Source organism: Ruminococcus sp. RTP21359st1_H3_RTP21359_211015, assembly GCF_040909065.1.
In the GTDB taxonomy this organism is placed as follows: Bacteria; Bacillota; Clostridia; order Oscillospirales; family Ruminococcaceae; genus Hominimerdicola; species Hominimerdicola aceti.
Map to the genome: position 1 here is coordinate 100,665 of NZ_JBDGDD010000006.1, position 17,679 is coordinate 118,343.

A 17,679-nucleotide genomic window follows, 5' to 3' on the forward strand; every position below is an offset into this window, starting at 1 on the left:
AATCGGGGACGAGGTGGTCGTCCCTGATGATATTTGTTTATCAAACTGTGTAGGGGCGACCTCTGGTCGCCCGTGTCGGTCGTCTGTCAAACCCTGCATATCCGCACTTTTTGGTACATTATGGTCGCAAGTTTTACCGCCGCAAAATCGCTTCGCTCTTTGCGGATTTTACTTTGTGCAGGAGGATAGAAAAGCGGTGCAGATTTTGTTTCTTCGATATACATTTATAATAAAGCACTACTTCTATATGCTTTTTTGCTTTACTCTGCACCGCTTGGTCGGCTTGCGCCGAATGAGGCTCTGCCTCATACTCCGACAGGGCTTTGCCTTGTACCCACAAGGGGTTTCACCCCTTGACCCTGACCAGGGACGTGTCCCTGGTCCTTTTGCTCGCTTCGCTCGGTGCTGAGGGGGTAACTTTGGTCTGCTATGCTAATTCCTCATTCCTCACTCCTCATTCCTCATTTTTCACACCGCATACCCATTCCTGTTCAACAATTTTATAACCTTATCATAATTAAGTCCCTTTATAGTATGATAGTCTGTACTCTCCGAATTGGTATAAACTCTCACGGCACAAGTATGGCTTATCTTCTGAAACGGATTTTGCATGACAGTTACCATTGACACTCTGTCAAGTGCGGCTATTGATTTATGAAAGCTATACCATTTACAATATGACAATGTACAATACCCGTTTTCAAAGCCTATTGACGTTGTGAACGCTGCCGCCGCCTTGACTATCACGAGCCACAGCAATGGTATGGTAGTTAGTATAACAAGTATGGTTATTTCTCTTTTCCAGTTAGGAAAAAAGTAAAGCGCTCCTCTTCCTGATACGATGGGTATAAACGTGCATATGAGCGGTATCGTTATAAATCTGCCAAGGTCGGCTTTTCCTGTGGAGATGTCGCTTTTCACAGGCGGTATTTTCGGCATGAGCATCTTCAGGGAGCGGTCTACCTGTCCGTTTGTCGTTATCGGTATAAGTGCTGATATTTCAAGCCGTCTTTTTCCGTATCCTGTACAGTGGGCAGACACAGAGGTTATTTTGCATATCTTCATAAGCAATGATTGTCTTAGGTCGATATAGTTTACTCTATCTCTATAGAGGACGTGTCTGCGTCTTGTGCCTATCCCGCTTCTGATTATGAAAAGGTCGGAACAGCGTGTGCAGGAAAAATTCCAGTGGCGCATTAGATTCGACAGAAATGATATGAGCCAGCCTCCTGCCAGCACACCGCCTGCGATAAGGATATATTCAGGCACTTCTGCAAGCACTGGAACTTTTGCTATCTCCGTATTCACTCTGCGGAGTATTTGTTCCTCCGCCTCTCGGCCTACTATCCTATATGCTTCGTAAAGTACCGACAGAACGATTATCATGCCTGACAGAGTTGATGAAAAGATAAGAGAGAATATAACGAGCAGGCTTTTCTTTGAGTTGTAGACATATTTAGGTTTGTTTTTGCATTTGGCAGTGGCAAAATGATAAAGCTCAAAGGCTCGTTTTTTTGTAAGGGTGAGCATTATATCTGCATTTTGCAGTGATTTTGCATCGGTGTCTATGTATACGGCACAGGAATGTATAAGTCTGGAAATATATCCTTGCGACAGTGACAATGAGCTTATCTCGGCAAAATAGACCTTTGTTCGTGTTATGCCGAAATAGCCTGTGTGGGCTATGATGCAATCTTCTTCAAGCTCATAGTAGACAAATATCCAGCGCAGGAAAGCGTAGCCGAAGATAAATGTGATAGTGAGGATATCAACCCAATGTGCCTGAAACCAGCTTTGAAAGTTGAATTTTGCGGCTATGAGATACTTGGCAAGAGGGATAGCAAGAAGCCACATATATTTAGTTGTATAAGATAATATCATTATAGGGTGCTGGCGGTGGGCGAAGAAATTCTTCAGCCAGCTTCTTTTTTCTTTGATAGTTTCTCTGCGGCTCATTTAAACCTTTCCTGTCTATGGTATCTAGTCTTCTTTGCGTTCTCTGTTTCGTATGGAGCTGTTTACTATGGCGGATATTTCCATGGCGTCACGGCGGCTCATAAAAGGTATAAGAAGTCTTGCGCCCAAGGCGTTTAGGACAACAAAATTCAGTCCTGTTATACTGCCCAGTGGGGTTATGATAGTTGTGACGGATTTTATTGCCGAGGTGGGCATAAAATGCCGCATGGTAAAGAAAAGCCCTGTAAAGGCGGTGACTTCTTTTGAGCTGACGGTGAAATAAGATCTGATGAAATAAAAGGGAAGCACCAGCAGGCAAAAAAGTGCGGCGATTATCCACATTGGCATAAGGATATAATTCACGGAAAATGGGATAAGTTTTTCTATGAGATTGACCGCATAGCGGATAAGAAACAATATTACCGCAAGGATAGCCCAGAAGATAAAAAGCGGTATTTTTGAGGGCTTATATCTGTGCATTTGAGGACGTTCACCTCGCTGTTTGTTTTTTTGCGTATTTGTATGTATGGTTATCTCAGTTTTCAAGAATTAATCTCCCTTTTATATCATATCATTTATAAGGCAATTATTTGCACGAAAAAAGTGTTTTCGGGGGAAAGCTATGGAACTTACGGCTATAATAAACAAGATAAATTCGTTTTTGTGGGGCGTTCCGCTTTTGATACTTTTGCTTGGAGGCGGAATATATCTGAGCATAAAGCTTGGATTTCCACAGATACACATTTTAAAAATAATGAAGAAAACGGTTTTTACGCTGTTTAAAAAAGAAAGCTCCGAAAGCGATTCTCTCTCGCAGTTTCAGACATTTTCCACGGCGCTTGCGGCAACTGTAGGAACAGGCTCGGTGGTGGGCGTGGGGGAATGTATCAGGATAGGGGGCGCAGGCTCGGTATTCTGGATGTGGGTGTCTGCATTTTTCGGAATGGGGCTTGCTTACTGCGAAAACTATCTGGGAGTGAGATGCTCTGACGGAAAGCTTTGCGGTGCGGCGTCTTATCTCGAAAAGATAGGCAGAACGAAGCTCACGGCTGTTTTGTTTGCAGTTTTTACGGTGGGTGCGTCCCTTGGAATGGGTAACATGGTGCAGACGGGTTCGGCGGCTGCGGCTGCCCGAGAGGGGTTTGGGATACCCTCATATATATTTGCACTTGTGGTGCTTATTTTCGTATTTTTAGTAGCTGTGGGAAAAAACTCAGCAGCTTGTCTTTGCGAAAAGCTTGTGCCGATAATGGCGGTGCTTTTCATAGGCGGCAGTTTGGGAGTGATAATATTTCACCCATTAAAAGCCGCAGGAGCGATAGCAATGATAGTAAAAAACGCCTTTTGCCCCACAGCCTGCATAACAGGCTCGGTGGCAGGGACGATAATATTTTCCATGGTGGAGGGGTTAAAGCGTGGAGCGTTTTCAAACGAAGCAGGCTTAGGCTCGACGGTGGCAGTACACAGCTCGTGCAGGATAAAGTCGCCTGAATTGCAGGGAACATGGGCAATGGCTGAGGTTTTTATAGATACCTTTGTCATATGCACTTTGACGGCTGTGGTGATAATAATAAGCGGAACTGACCTCACGGGGGAGGATATGGCAGTGCGGGCTTACAATGCTGCTCTTGGTGGAGCGGGGAAGTATTTCATGTCAGGTTCGCTGATACTTTTTGCATTAGCGACAGTGGCAGGGTGGTTTTTCATTGGAGAGAGGGCTTGGAGATACCTTTTTCCTCGAAGTGATATGATCTATAGGATCATGGCTATAGCTTGTGGGTGCATTGGAACGATGTGGAGCATGGAGCTTGTGTGGGGAGTGTCGGATATTTTCAATGGACTTATGGCAGTGCCGAATGTTATCGGGGTATTGGTGTTGTGGAGAAAAGAGGTAGAAATGAGGAATGAGGAGTGAGGAATGAGGAGTGAGGAATTGGCAAAGCTGACCAGAGTGGGATATCCAACACCGAGCGGAGCGATTTTGCGGCACGATGAAGTTGTAGGGGACGACGCCCTCGGCGTCCCGTTATCGAAGTAGTGAGTTTTGCTTTTTCGTGAAGTCATTCAAACGAACAAAGGCGGGTGAACACTGTTCGCCTCCACATTATGCCCTTATATTTCTCCGCTTGCGTGTCTTGTCACATGACAGCCTACGTTCACTGACACCGGCAGGCCTGCGATATGGGTCGGTGCTTCTTCTATATTTACTGCAAGGCAGGTCTGTGTGCCGCCGAAGCCTTGTGGTCCTATGCCAAGGAGGTTTATCTTCTCAAGCATTTTCGCTTCAAGCTTTGCATAACGTTCCTTTGGATTTCTCTTTGATACGCTTCTGCACAGTGCTTTCTTTGCAAGGTATGCGCACTTCTCAAAGTCGCCGCCTATGCCTACGCCTATGACTATTGGCGGACATGGGTTAGAACCTGCTTTTGCACACACTGACACTACCCAATCCACTATCTCGTCCTCGGTAACTGACGGGGTCATCATTTTAAGCTGTGACATATTTTCGCTGCCAAAGCCCTTTGGTGCCACCATTATTTCTACCTTTTCGCCCTCTGCTATTTTAAGATGCACAACAGGCGGTGTATTATCCCCTGTGTTTACTCTTTCCAATGGGTCGGATACTATGGAACAGCGCAGTCTGCCCTCTGTATAGCCTCTTGCTACGCCTTTGTTTATGGCTTCATTCAGCGAACCGCCTACAAAATGCACGTCCTGTCCTATAGTCATGAAGATAACTGCCATGCCTGTATCCTGACATATAGGGATAGTTTCTTCTCTTGCTACTCTCATATTGTCAAGGATATCAGCAAAGACGTTCTTTCCCACTGGGGACTGCTCTTTCTTGGCATTGCACTCTATACAGCTTTCCATATCCTCAGGAAGATACAGATTGGCTTTTATGCACAGATCTCTTACAAGTTCTTCTACTTCTGAAACGTTTATCTCTCTCATTTTTATTTATCCTTTCGCTCTGTATTTGCTACCTTTTCACGGTCGCTGAGCTTTATTACTTTTTCGCTGTCAAGGACATAGCATGGCTTGCCCTCCAGAAGAAATTCTCCTTTTAGAAAATCTGCGCAGGCTTCTTCGTTGACGTTTGGGGCTTTACACAGCTTATCCTCGGGAATATCCGTGAAGCCTGCTACGTTGTCGCACAAAAGCCCTACGGAAACTTCTTCGCCCATTGTGATTATTATGCAATCTCTGTCGGAGATCTCTTTTGGCTCATAGTGGAAACGTCTGCGCAGGTCTATGACAGGCACTACCTCGCCCTCGTTCACCACTGTTCCCGGCACATAATCGGGAAAATCAGGCACGGGAGTTGGGGTCTGCGCCGCTATGATTATTTTTATATCCTCAAAGGGCAGTGAAAAGCTTCGCCCTGCTGAGGTGAAAATGAGATATCTGCTGTTTTCCACAGCTATCCCTCCTTGTTATATTTTATCATAAGCCGTTGTCGATGCGATAATGTATCTCCTGTGCTATCTTGTCAAGGGGACACTGCTTTGACACTGAGCCGTTTTCATATGCGGCTTTGGGCATACCATAGACTATGGAGCTTTCTGCGTCCTGTCCGATATTATATGCTCCCATTTTCTTCATGTTGAGCATACCATTTGCACCGTCACAGCCCATGCCGGTGAGGATAACGCCTATAGCGTTACGCTTTGCGCTGTATGCCACAGAGTCAAAAAGCACGTCAACTGACGGACAGTGACCTGAAACCTTTACGCCTGCTTCAGAGGTGACAAAATAGCCTTTTTTATCCCTGAACAATCTAAGGTGCTGACCGCCCTGCGCTATTACCACCATGCCTTGGCTGAGATACAGACCGCTTTTGGCTTCCACAACGTTGTGACCGGTTTCAGTGCATAGCTGTTCGGCATATATCCTTGTATAGCCTGCAGGCATATGCAGGACTGCCACTACAGGAGGCAGGTCGTGGCGGAGGTCTTTAAGGATAGCTTTCAGGGCTTCCGTTGAGCCTGTTGAACCGCCTATGGCTATTATTCTGGAGGTATTTATGGCAGGTATATGCACAACAGAATTAACTCTTGCTTTTTCAAGGCGCTGTATGCTTTCGGCAAAGCGTTTCTGAAAACGCTCGTTATCAGACGGAGTGCCGTCAGGTTTATATACGACGTCTATGGCACCTGCCTGCATCATGGGATATTTATTGTTATGCTGAATGGTAAGATAGATTATAGGCACAGAATATCGTGGGGCAAGGCTTATGATGTAGTCGTCCATATTGTCTTGGCAATCACCGTCGAGAAGAACATAGTCGGGAGAAAGGGCAGTGACGCTTTTTCTGCCGTTGCTAAGGCAGGCTGAGGCAAGCTTTGAGCTTTGGAAGCCTGCGTTTGTAAGGGCTTTTCTGCAAAGCTGTGCAAAGGCTTTGTTTTCGGTTATCACAAGAAAGAGAGGCGTCATTTTTTATCCCCTCCCAGCTTGCGGTATATTGCAGGGGCAACTTTTACAAAAGGCATATACTTCGGCACTGATTCTGCGTGACCGATATAGAAATAGCCGCCCTCCTCCATTGCGTCATAGAATTTTCTGCATATCTCGGCTTTTGTATCGTCGTCAAAATATATCATGACGTTACGGCAGACGATAAGGTCGAATTTCTTTTTGAAAGTGAAATCATCCATAAGATTGTGGTAGCGAAACTCAACATTCTGCCTTATTGTATCGCTGACCTGCCAGAGATCTTTTGTGTTTGAATATGGGTGAAAATACTTTTTACGCCAATCTTCGGGGATATTCTTTATGGACATACTGGTATAAATGCCGTTTTTGGCAGAACGCAGTGCGTTAAGGGAGATATCCGTGGCAAGTATTTTCAAGTCCCAGAAACGGCGGTCAAAACCGAAATAATCGTCCATACACATGGCAAGATTATATGGCTCGTTGCCGAATGAGCAGCCTGCACTCCATATACGCATATCATGATCGAGGACATTTTTTTCGGCATAGGGGAGAAATTTCTCCATGAAGTGTTGGAAATGGTCCGTTTCACGCATGAAATATGTATGGTTGGTAGTAAGGCGGTTTATAAGGTTGGCAGTTTCTCTGCCTGTTTCATCGCTGTAGACGGCGCTGAGATATTCTGAAAAGCTGTTGAAGCCGCAGTCCAATACATAGTTGCTCAGCCTGCTTTCAACGATAGACTTTTTCCTTGCAAGGTCAAGGCCGTATTTTTCTTTTATGAATGCAGTAAGCTCGTCAAAGTCTGACTGAGAGATCTCAAGACGTGACAGCATTCCTCTTCCTCCTTGTTATTATGTTTTACCTGTTTGTTCTGACCAGAATATCAGGGTCAAGCAGGGATATGTTTTTGTTGTTTGCGTTTATAAAGCATTTTACAAGGCTGTTTTTTACGGGCGACACGGCGGTCTGCTGGGGGAGGATATCCTCAACGTCCAAGACCTTATCGCATATTATGCCAGCCTGATTTGAGCCGACTTCTATCACTATGGTACTGCTTCTGTTGTCATACTCCCCTTCGGGCAGTCCAAGACGCAGGCGGAGATCTATCACGGGAACTGCTTTTCCTCGCAGATTTATAACGCCTTTTATGAACTTTGGTGTTTTCGGGAGCCTTGTGACGGGAAGAAGCCCTATTATATCGGTGACATCTTTTACCTCAAAGGCGTAATATTTTTCATCAGAAACAAAGGAGAGTATTTTTCCGCCCTTCTGACAAAATTCGTTTATATCCTGTTCTGACATCTTTATTCACCCTTTCGGAAGTCATAATTGCCGAGAAATTCTTTCATATCCAGTATTATGGTTATACTGCCGTCACCGAGGACCGAACAGCCTGCCATGCCTGATTCCTTGAGGGGATAGGCGTCAAGGAGAGGTGAGAACGGTTTTACTACCACCTGCTGGTCAACTGTTATCCTGTCTGCCATGAGGACGGCTTCCTTGCCACCGTCTTTACAACAGAGCATTATGCCCTTTGTTACGTCCTTTTCGGCATTTGGTATATCAAAATGGTCGCTCATTCTGATAAGAGGCAGACATTTTTCACGGAGCATTATAAACTCGTTGCCCTCGGGGTCGGTGATAAAGCTTTCGGCTTTGCAGGAGAAAGCTTCGGAAACTGCGGAAACAGGCAGAGAGAAATTCTCGCCCCCTACGTCAACGCTTAAAACGTCAAGGATAGACAGAGAAAGTGGTATCCTGATAGTAAAGACAGAGCCTTCGCCAAACTTGGAGTCAACATAGAGCTTTCCGCCGACTTTCTCTAGGTTTTTCTTTACAACGTCCATTCCCACGCCTCTGCCTGAATATTCGGTTATTTTATCATTGGTGGAAAAGCCCGCGGCCACGACAAAATTGAATATCTCTTTGTCGGTATATTCATTCTCAGGCTTTGTGAGCATACCGTTTTTCTTGGCTTTCGCCATAAGCTTTGCGGTATCCATTCCTGCACCGTTGTCACGGCAGGAGATAACCACTTCGTTGGAGTCATAGCCTGCGCTTAGAGTAACTGTGGCAGGTTCGGTCTTGCCTGCTTTTGCACGGACTTCGGGGTCTTCTATGCCATGGTCAACTGCGTTTCTTACAATGTGCATAAGGGGGTCATTGAGGATATCTACGATAGATTTATCCACTTCCGTTTCCTGCCCTTCAAACACAAGAGTAACGTTCTTTTTGAGCTTTTGGTTCATATCCCTGACAACACGGTTCATCTTCTGAAATGCTGTGGAAACAGGCACCATTCGTATGGACATTACAACGTCCTGAAGCTCATCGGTAAGCTTTTTCAGCTCACGGGAGGATTTATTGAAGCGGTCAAGGTTTATCTCGGCTTTTTTCAGGTCGGGAGAGGAGATAACAGAACCTTCGGTTATAACGATCTCAGCCACAAGGTCAAGAAGTCTGTTGAGCTTATCGAGCTTGACGGATATCATGGACTGCTCATGCTTTTCGGCATGCTTTTTGGGGACTGCATTTGCAGGCTGAGCAGGCTTTGGGGCTGACTTTTCCGGAGCAGACTTTTGGGCAGGCTGAGGTTTTTTGGCTGCGTTAGCAGGTTGCTCAGGCTTTTTCACCTGCTCGGCTTTGTCAACGTTCACGGCGTTTTTCATAAGGTCAAGAACGCCATTCGGGTCATCGGTGATAAGCTTTATGTAAAGTCCCTTTTTGGATATCTCGTCCCCTGCATTGTCGGCGTCAAGATCCTCAGGAAAAGTTTTTATTACCTCGCACATTTTACCTAAAGCACGCAAAAGCACCAATGCACGCATATCAGGCATTGCACAGCTTTCGGAATATGTGATCTTATAGGTGAGGACTCCCTCTTTTTCATCATCAGGGAAAAGCCCCTCATAGGTGTCGGTATCGGCTGAGTAAGTATCGGAACTGTCTGTGGCAGGCTGACCTTTCATGGTGGCTGCAAAGGCGTGTATCTTATTTTCAAGCTCTGAAAAATCGGTGAGCGGTGCGTCGTCATAGAGTGAATCAAGCTCTGATTTAAGGTTATCGGAGGCTGAGAAAAGAAGCTCATAGAGAGCAGGCTTGTCATATTTCACAGTAGGGTCTTCACGGATAATGTAGAAGAGATCCTCAACTGAGTGGGCAAGGGTAGACATATTGTGCATACTCATCATGGCGGCAGAGCCTTTAATAGTGTGCATGGTACGGAATATCTCGTTGATATCGTCGGAGGAGATAGAGTCTTCCTGCTCGGTGCGCATAAGGATCTCGTCCAACTTTTCCAGAAGGTCGCCTGTTTCAAAGACGAACATATCCGCCATATTTTCCATACCGCTTTCAAATTTCGGCAAAAAAGTCACTCCCTTTCGGTGCTGTTGAAGCATACGGATATAATCAATAATATTATAGCAAATTTTTTGATATTTTTCAAGCATTTTTGTGCATTTTAAGTAAAAGAAACGATCAAGTGAGGAGTTAGGAATGAGGAATTAGGAATGAGGAATTAGGAATGAGCAAAGCTGCCCCCAAGCACCGAGCGAAGCGATAGATAAAGCGCACGCTCAAGCTCGGCGCTGGAGGGCTTGTGGGGTCTAGGGGCAAAGCCCCTAGCGGAGTATGAGGCAGAGCCTCATTCGGCGATAGCCGACTAGGTGCAGATTGTAGTATTAAAAGCATATAGAAATAAGCTATCAGACAAAAGAAATATCGGAGTAACACAATCTGCACCGCTATTCTATCCCAAAGCAAAACGTATATCCGCAAAGAGCGGAGCGATTTTGCGGCGGCAGAAACTTGCCCGAATACCTGTAGGGGAGCAGCGCAATTTCTGCTTTGCAGAAACACGACGTCCCGTTTCGAGGAGTTGCGGGGGTTGAATTTGTACAAACCATGTAGGCGAATAAAGGCGGGCGAACGCTGTTCGCCCCTACCGCCATTTGTGGGGTTATTGGGGTTTGTGCAATAATTTTTAGTGGTTATGTTTCGCAATATTGTGTATATGTGCCATATGGCATTTTGAAACAACGTGCCGAACTTTGTATGGTTACCGCAAGAATGGACAGGCAAACAGGTGTGGGCTGTCGAGGTCGCCAGCCCCTACATGGTTTAAAAAATTGACAATGTGCAGATAACGCAAATAAAAAATGCGAAACGAAAAACGTTTCGCATTAGTATCATATCAAATTATTTTTCCACCGCATATCACCATGTCAGGTGATACCATTACATCAAGGGGGTCGCCGCTGAATAGGGTGAGGTCTGCGTCAAGCCCTGTCTTTACAGAGCCTACCCGGTCGGATATGCCTGCTATCTCTGCCGCTGTGCAGGTGATAGCTTCAATGCCCTTTTCATAGTCAAGACCGTTTTTTACTGCAATAGCCGCTGACAAGGGCAGATATTCTATCGGCACTTCTGCATGGTCGGTGCAGATAGCTACCTTTATGCCGTGAGAAGAAAGTATGCCTGCGTTTGCCGGGGTAAGATTTGCCATTTCAGGCTTGCACCTGTCGCATATTACAGGACCTATCACACAGCTTGCTTCTTCCTCTGCAAGCTCGTCGGCTATGATATGACCGTCAGTGCAGTGTATAAGCACATAGTCAAGCTCAAATTCTTTCGCTATCCTTATGGCGGTGAAAATATCGTCCGCCCTGTGACAGTGAAAATGCGCCTTGACTTCGCCTCTGAGAACAGGGAGCAGAGCCTCAGACTTCATGTCAAACTCAGGCATATCCTCCTCGCTTCCCATTGCACGCTCGACCGCTTCACCGTATTTCTGCGCCTTTATAAGTGCTTCTCTTATTATGCCTGCCACTGCCATTCGGGTGTAGGGGGCGTCCTCTTTGTCAGAATAGGTGAGTTTAGGGTTTTCGCCCATTGAGAATTTCATTCCAACTGTGCCTACAAGCATTTTATCTACTCGCTTGCCATAGGTTTTTACTGCCGCAATACTGCCTGCAACAGGGTTTGCTGAGCCTGGGGATACAAGACAGCATGTTACACCTGCTTTTCTTGCAAGCTCAAAGGAATAGTCGATGGGGTTTATGCCGTCAACAATGCGGATATGTGCTGTGCATGGTTCAGATTCCTCGTTGAAATCCTCGCCCTCCATGCCTACGCCGCTTGTGGATAGTCCAAGATGTGTGTGAATGTCGATAAAACCAGGGTAAACTGTTCTGCCGTTGCCGTTTATGTCCTCGGCTGTGACAGCTTCGGGAGAGCCGCTTTCTACAGCGGAAATAATGCCGTCTGTTATCTCAACCCAGCCGTTTTCAATAACACGTCTGTCGCTGTCCATGGTCTTTATTTTAACGTTGTAAATTTTCATATGCAGTTTTCACCATTCTTATTTGCCTGTTGAGCCAAAGCCGCCTGCGCCACGCTCTGTATCGGAAAGCTCTGTTACTTCCTCTACTTCGGGAGTGAAAACAGGGGTTATCACAAGCTGTGCGATCCTGTCGCCACTGTTTATGGTGTAGTCCTTGTCTGAACTGTTGTGGAGAGCGCAGATAATCTCACCTCTGTAGTCCCAATCAACAACGCCAACGCAGTTTGCAGGGGCAATGCCGAACTTTGATGCGAGTGAGCTTCTTGCATAGATAAGAAGAACGCAGTTTTTCTCACCCTGAACCTCGGCTGATATGCCTGTGTGTATTTTCTCGGTCTGACCTGCTTTTATGGTAACAGGTGCGTCTGTGCAGGCACAAAGGTCATAGCCTGCGCTAAATTCTGTTTGTCTTGCAGGGATAACTGCATTTTCCTTAAGCTTTTTTATAAGTAATCTCATTTTATAAAACTCCTCTGTAGTATAGGCCGTTGGTGGCGTTTTCGGGCTTTGCACCCCTTTCGCCACTGTAGGCTTTTATTATTTCGTTTATCCTGTGGGCGTTCTCCTCATAGAAGTGAAGCTCCATATAGTCGGCATTGTCAAAATCGTCGAGCTTGTCTGCAAGGTACAAAATATCGGAATTTAGTATCTCTGCACAATCTCTGCCCTTTGGACATCTCACCGGAAACTCTCTGCCTGTGCGGTCAAAAAGCTTGCCCTTGCAGTTTTTACAGCCTATATCGTTTCTTATAGGACAGTTTGCTGTGAGCATAAGGGGAAGTCTGCCGTATGCCACAAAGCCTATCTCAATGGGCTTCTTTAACTTTTCTATCTGCGACGCTTTAAGCTCAAAGGACACTGTGCAGTCTTTTGCACCAAGTTTTTTTACCTCGTCCAATGCGGCTGAGTTGCAGAGATTGAATGAATAGCCTGCGTGAAGCTCAAAGCCAAGGTCATTCGCAATAAGGCAGTGGCCGATATTCATGGCAAGCATTTTTGTTATGCCTGCTTCTTTTGCGGATGAAAGCTTTTCACATAGGGCTTTCTCGTCGAATGTGAAGCGTGGCATTATTATCATAAGCTTGCTTTTGTCTGACACGATCTTTGCCGCTTCTGACGCTATCTCTATTGGCACGCCCACAAGCTCTGCTTTGTCAAGGTCAACACCCTCAAGCTGAGAGAGCTTTGAGAGCATTATGCGGATCTTTTTGTGTTCATAGGCTTTTGGCAGGGTAGGAAGATCGGCAAGTGATTTGTCGGTAAAATCGGCGGTATGGGTGAAAAAGTCTATACGCTTCTGGTCAAGCTTTTCTACCGCCTGCCGCCTTAGGTCATTAAGTGCGGAAGCTGGATAGGCAAGGTCTTTGCCTATGGCGGCTTCAAGTCCTCCGAACTCGTATATGGTGTCCCCAAGCTTGGAGAGCTGTTTTTTTACATAGTCGCTGTCGCAGGCCTTTTTCAAGGCTTTTTGTGGTATATCGCCGTAAACGGTCACGGTGTTTCCCTCGCTGTCACGGAGAGAAAGCTCCGCCTGAGAACTTTCCTGAAGCTTTATGGTGAAAAAGGCTTTTGTGCGCTTTTCACATCTGCGGTAAAGCTCATGGAGCTCGGGAAGAATTTTGGCGGTGGCGGAAACGTCCTCTTTCTGCCTTGTGCCGAACATTTCTCTGCCTAATCTGCCATTGTAATAGCCGTCTGTAAATCCCCCGCGGGAAAAGACCGCTTCAAGGGCTTTCAGGTCATAAGGCTTGTTTTCGAGAGAATTTTTACAGCAGTTCACTGCCGCCGCAACATATTCGGGGCGCTTCATTCTGCCCTCTATTTTAAGAGAGGAAACTCCGTCCTTTTCGAGCCTTTGGAGCTTATCAACATAGGACATATCTTTCAGAGAGAGGGCGTAACGCTCCTGCCCCTTTGTTATCTTATCCCCTTGCGCGGGAAGTCTGCACGCTTGTGCACAAAGTCCCCTGTTGGCACTTCTCGAACCTATCAACGCGCTCATATAGCACTGACCTGACACGGACATACAAAGTGCGCCGTGGACAAAGACCTCTGTTTCGATGCCAAGGGCGGTGAGGTCTTTTATGGTATGCTCGGGAAGCTCTCTTGACAGGACAGCTCTTGAAAAACCAAGTTTTTTAGCCGTTTTCACACCGCTTTCGCTGTGGATGGTCATTTGGGTGGAGGCGTGATATTCAAGGCTGGGGCAACATTCACGGCATATTTTCACAAGGGTCAGGTCTTGGGTGATAAGTCCGTCAACGCCAATTTCTGCGGCAAATTTGACGGCTTTTTTGCACTCTTCAAGCTGTTCGTCAAAGACAACAGTGTTTATCGCCTGATAGACCTTTACACCTCGCAGGTGACAGAGCCTTACGGCTTCTTTTAACTGTTCATCTGTGAAATTGGCGGCATTTTGTCTGGCGGAGAATTTCTCTCCACCGAGATAAACTGCGTCACAGCCGCTTCTGAGGGCGGCTTCGAGAGTTTCAAAAGAACCGCAGGGGGCAAGTATCTCAGCTTTGTGAGCCATTAATGGCTTCCTCCCTCGGGTCTGTAATTTACTGTGCCGACAAAATTGCCGTTGTTAGGCTGATTAGGGTGGACAGGTCTTTCAATAGCGTTCTTTATCTCCTGCGAAAGAAGCTCGTTTGCGTTTATAACTTCGTCCTCAGGCTCTCTTTTTACAACTGTGCGTGCTTCGAGCTGTTCTTCAAGGTCATGGACTTTTGCCTGAAGCTCTCTTATTTCTTTCTGAGCTTCGTCAGCCTGACTTCTTGCTCTGCCTGCGTCGTCAACATAGTCCTTTATCTGGGTGCGGATATTTTCGATATTCTGATTTGCCTTGCTAAGCTCGTCAAGACAATCAAGTGCTGTCAGCACTGCGGCGTCCTGAACGGAAAGGCTCGGGATAGCTTTCATCATGCCTTTTATCTTTGAATTTATCACCAACGCAAGTTTATTGGTATACTCCTGCGACTCTTCGGAAAGCAGATTGTATGTACGGTTATAAATATTTACTTTAAGCTTGTTTTTCATAGCTTTTGACCTCCCTTTATTTTCTTTGCTGTGAACTTGTATACTTAATTGTATTATACACTACTTTTTGAGAAAAATAAAGAGGGTAAAAAGAAGTTTTTTGTAAATACGCCCTTTGCGGTGGTTTTTGCTTGACATTTTTACAAATATGATATATAATTAATCATAGATTTTCTATAGGATTTATGAAAGGATCTGACGCTGATGAAAATATCCACAAAGGGAAGATATGCACTGAGGCTTATGCTTGACCTTGCTTTACATGAGCAGAGCGGATATGTGCCTATCAAAGTGATCGCTGAAAGACAAGACATCAGCGACAAGTATCTTGAACAGATAATATCCATTCTTGCAAGAGCGGGCTTTGTAAAGAGCGTTCGTGGTGCAGGGGGCGGATACAAGCTGGCAAAAACGCCTGCGGAATACACTGTGGGAATGATACTTCGGCTCACAGAGGGCAGTCTTGCTCCTGTGGCTTGTCTGGAGGGGGAAGAAAATACCTGTCCACGTCAGGATAGCTGTGCAACGCTGACGGTATGGAAAAAGCTTTACGGTGCTATAAATGATGTTGTTGACGGCATTACCTTGCAGGACCTTGTAAATCAGGAAAATGCAAGGATAGATGATTACGTTATTTGATATTTTGTAGGGGCGGGCTTTGCTCGCCCATTTTTTATGCGTTTTTTGTGCGATTTTAAGCTGTCTGTTTGCAGAATGGAGTGGTCTTGCCTATGACCGCTCTTTTTTTCGCCTTTTTATCTTCTACCTATAGCACAAAAGAGAGCCTATATGACAGCTTGGTTTTGTGCATAATTGATTTTGTCATGTTCTTGTAAAAATATTGTGGTATATGGTATTGCTTTGATGCACAAATGTGATGTTCGGATAGGACTTTTGAATTGTGCAAAAGATACAATCTGCGGTGGAAAAAGTGCGAAACTGAGGCATTTGCAAATCATAGTCTGGAGGTATAAAATAAGGATAGAAATTAAATTGGAGTGATAATAATGAGTACAACAGTTCAGGTAAAAAATTCAACAAAGCATATTCAGCTTATTTGTGTGACAGGTCTTTTTGCGGCTATGATATATGTTCTTACGGCATGGCTGCACATTCCTACGGGTGCAGGCTACACACACGCAGGTGACGGACTTATTTATCTTGCGTCTTCAATGCTTCCTACACCTTATGCAATGGCGGCAGGCGCTATCGGAGCAGGTCTTGCAGACGGACTTTCGGGATTTGTGGTATGGCTTCCTGGAACTATCGTTATAAAGGCGATAACTGCTCTTTGCTTTTCAAGAAAGACAGAGAAGATAATCTGCGTGAGAAATCTTCTCGGCATTATCCCTGCACTTGTTATATGCGTGGTATGCTACAGTCTTTATGAGGGAATTTTTATGGCAGGCGGTTTCTCAAAGAGCGCAATAATCTCGGCTTTCGGTCAGACTCCTGCTTACTGCATACAGGTGCTTGCAAGCTCGATACTTTATATAGTGCTTGGTCTTGGTTTTGACAAGGCTGGGCTTAAAAAGAAGTTTTCACATTTGTTTGGTTAAAGTAGACGTCATAGCGGTGAAACAAAGCGGGCGACCTCAGGTCGCCCCTACACATTATTTGCAAAAGAAAAAAAGGCTCAAACAAGCGTGACGCCTCAATTTCCTACAAACGACGTAAATACGCTGTTTGTATGTAGGGGCGAACAGTGTTCGCCCGTTGATTTGACATTTTGGCAAAAGAAAAAGGGACGGAAATTTGATTTTCCGTCCCTTTAACGTTATTTTTATGGAGAATGAAGTTACAAACTATATCTTTGAATAGCCGAAGCTGTTTACCAAAGCGTCGACCTTCTGTCCTGATTTGCACATTGGGCATTCTGATGATGTATATGTCATGTAATCAGGCAGATCCTTTTCTGTGAAAAGGGCGTGGATAGCAGTGCCGTTGTTCTCTTTGATAGCGGAGAATATGGAAGCTATTCCTACAAGGTTGCCGTTATAGTATTTCAGACAGTCCATTGCTCTGTTTATGCTCTTTCCAGTTGAAACGGAAGCGATAAGCAGAAGCACCTGTTTGCCCCATATCTTCTTCTGAGTGTTATCTCTGAATATCATCTGATTTACAGCGTTTAGCTCAGGCGTTACTACATTTACGTCTGCACCGCTGTTTATGCCGCTTTCGCCAAGGCTTTCAGCGAGAAAGGCACCGATGATCTCTGTGCCTTCAAGGCATATGATAGTGTCGATATGTGTTGAAACATAGGTGGCTGCCAATGCCTTTGCGGCTTCCTTTGCCATTTTATAACCAGTTTTAAGAGATGTTATATCTACATAATAATTGATATGCGAGTGGTTAGTTGCATAGTGACCCGGTATAACGCCTATCTGTATCTTGCTGTTGCCTGCTGCCTGTATAATTTGCATACGTTCTTCCAAAATAAAGACCTCCTTACAAGTAAAGTGTGAACAGTATGTTGCTATTCGTTATTATATCACATATGAACAAGATTTTCAATGCTATTTTTGATGAATTTTGCTATATATTTTTGTGACAATACACAATTAATAAACTGATAAATCAAAATTTACAGCGATTTATTTGTAATTCGTGAGGTGTTGTGTATATTGTTGTGTAAACTAATGTATGATTTGTACAAAATTCTGCTTGTAATTTTATTGGAAAATGTGTATAATTGAATGAGGAAAACTTTAAGCAGCTCTGTGATAAAGCTTTGCTGTTGATAAATGGCGTATCGGAGGAGGTCTTTTTATATGAGGACGAGAAAGCTTTTGTCGGGGCTTGGGGCGGCTGTGATGTCGCTTATGATGATAATACCGTGGGCGGTGTATGCGGACAGCCCTCAGACGGAGGACAGCTCCATTGTGACGGAAAGCTCTGCGGCG

At 45.2% G+C, this 17,679-nt stretch carries 17 protein-coding genes; 4 read left to right on the forward strand and 13 right to left on the reverse strand.

Annotation, left to right across the window (positions count from 1 at the left end; translation table 11 throughout):
* Positions 1-468 precede the first annotated feature (468 nt).
* Together AB5Z01_RS04040 and AB5Z01_RS04045 are read right to left on the reverse strand one after the other, a co-directional pair.
* Positions 469-1,956 carry a PH domain-containing protein gene (locus AB5Z01_RS04040; RefSeq protein ID WP_368365341.1) on the reverse strand — a complete coding sequence of 496 codons (1,488 nt, stop codon included), beginning with the start codon at positions 1,954-1,956 and terminating at the stop codon, positions 469-471.
* 24 nt (positions 1,957-1,980) lie between these two features.
* Positions 1,981-2,436 (reverse strand): hypothetical protein, encoded by a 456-nt coding sequence (locus AB5Z01_RS04045; RefSeq protein WP_046440618.1) that lies wholly within the window; start codon positions 2,434-2,436, stop codon positions 1,981-1,983.
* Between the two features lie 142 nt (positions 2,437-2,578).
* Between AB5Z01_RS04045 and AB5Z01_RS04050 the strand changes: the two genes are divergently transcribed.
* Positions 2,579-3,871, forward strand: coding sequence for a sodium:alanine symporter family protein (locus AB5Z01_RS04050; protein WP_287216269.1), 1,293 nt, complete (start codon positions 2,579-2,581; stop codon positions 3,869-3,871).
* Positions 3,872-4,068: 197 nt separating this feature from the next.
* On the opposite strand, the gene AB5Z01_RS04055 is transcribed toward AB5Z01_RS04050, so the two are convergent.
* The 10 genes from AB5Z01_RS04055 to zapA form a co-directional block, all read right to left on the reverse strand.
* The gene (locus AB5Z01_RS04055) at positions 4,069-4,911 is read right to left on the reverse strand and encodes a fumarate hydratase (protein WP_038670264.1); all 843 of its coding nucleotides are present in this window, start codon (positions 4,909-4,911) and stop codon (positions 4,069-4,071) included.
* Between the two features lie 2 nt (positions 4,912-4,913).
* Positions 4,914-5,378, reverse strand: coding sequence for a chemotaxis protein CheW (locus AB5Z01_RS04060; RefSeq protein WP_022288705.1), 465 nt, complete (start codon positions 5,376-5,378; stop codon positions 4,914-4,916).
* Positions 5,379-5,403: 25 nt separating this feature from the next.
* On the reverse strand, positions 5,404-6,393 hold the full coding sequence (locus AB5Z01_RS04065) for a chemotaxis protein CheB (protein ID WP_368365342.1): 990 nt from the start codon (positions 6,391-6,393) through the stop codon (positions 5,404-5,406).
* Complete coding sequence (locus AB5Z01_RS04070; protein ID WP_022288703.1) at positions 6,390-7,226, reverse strand: protein-glutamate O-methyltransferase CheR; 837 nt, start codon at positions 7,224-7,226, stop codon at positions 6,390-6,392. Before AB5Z01_RS04070 ends, AB5Z01_RS04065 begins: the two co-directional genes overlap by 4 nt.
* 25 nt (positions 7,227-7,251) lie before the next feature.
* Complete coding sequence (locus AB5Z01_RS04075; RefSeq protein WP_022288702.1) at positions 7,252-7,695, reverse strand: chemotaxis protein CheW; 444 nt, start codon at positions 7,693-7,695, stop codon at positions 7,252-7,254.
* 2 nt (positions 7,696-7,697) lie between these two features.
* A complete protein-coding gene (locus tag AB5Z01_RS04080; RefSeq protein ID WP_368365343.1) occupies positions 7,698-9,761 on the reverse strand; it encodes a chemotaxis protein CheA in 2,064 nt (687 codons plus the stop codon).
* Positions 9,762-10,588: 827 nt separating this feature from the next.
* Positions 10,589-11,737, reverse strand: coding sequence for an amidohydrolase (locus AB5Z01_RS04085; RefSeq protein ID WP_117923344.1), 1,149 nt, complete (start codon positions 11,735-11,737; stop codon positions 10,589-10,591).
* Positions 11,738-11,755: 18 nt separating this feature from the next.
* Complete coding sequence (dut, locus tag AB5Z01_RS04090) at positions 11,756-12,196, reverse strand: dUTP diphosphatase (RefSeq protein ID WP_022288698.1); 441 nt, start codon at positions 12,194-12,196, stop codon at positions 11,756-11,758.
* Between the two features lies 1 nt (position 12,197).
* The gene (locus AB5Z01_RS04095) at positions 12,198-14,270 is read right to left on the reverse strand and encodes a DUF3656 domain-containing protein (RefSeq protein ID WP_368365344.1); all 2,073 of its coding nucleotides are present in this window, start codon (positions 14,268-14,270) and stop codon (positions 12,198-12,200) included.
* Positions 14,270-14,776, reverse strand: coding sequence for a cell division protein ZapA (zapA, locus tag AB5Z01_RS04100; protein WP_022288696.1), 507 nt, complete (start codon positions 14,774-14,776; stop codon positions 14,270-14,272). Before zapA ends, AB5Z01_RS04095 begins: the two co-directional genes overlap by 1 nt.
* A gap of 204 nt (positions 14,777-14,980) precedes the next feature.
* On the opposite strand from zapA, the gene AB5Z01_RS04105 reads away from it, so the two are divergent.
* Together AB5Z01_RS04105 and AB5Z01_RS04110 are read left to right on the forward strand one after the other, a co-directional pair.
* A complete protein-coding gene (locus AB5Z01_RS04105) occupies positions 14,981-15,415 on the forward strand; it encodes an Rrf2 family transcriptional regulator (RefSeq protein WP_117863625.1) in 435 nt (144 codons plus the stop codon).
* A 368-nt stretch (positions 15,416-15,783) separates the two neighbouring features.
* Positions 15,784-16,335: a TIGR04002 family protein gene (locus AB5Z01_RS04110; RefSeq protein ID WP_287215722.1), complete on the forward strand. Its 552-nt coding sequence runs from the start codon at positions 15,784-15,786 to the stop codon at positions 16,333-16,335.
* 246 nt (positions 16,336-16,581) lie between these two features.
* Here the strand turns inward: AB5Z01_RS04110 and AB5Z01_RS04115 are convergent, their stop codons facing one another.
* Positions 16,582-17,211 carry a phosphoribosyltransferase gene (locus AB5Z01_RS04115; RefSeq protein WP_022288693.1) on the reverse strand — a complete coding sequence of 210 codons (630 nt, stop codon included), beginning with the start codon at positions 17,209-17,211 and terminating at the stop codon, positions 16,582-16,584.
* A 257-nt stretch (positions 17,212-17,468) separates the two neighbouring features.
* Between AB5Z01_RS04115 and AB5Z01_RS04120 the strand changes: the two genes are divergently transcribed.
* Positions 17,469-17,679, forward strand: a 211-nt coding sequence (locus tag AB5Z01_RS04120; protein ID WP_368365345.1) for a hypothetical protein, incomplete at its 3' end; no start/stop codon positions are given.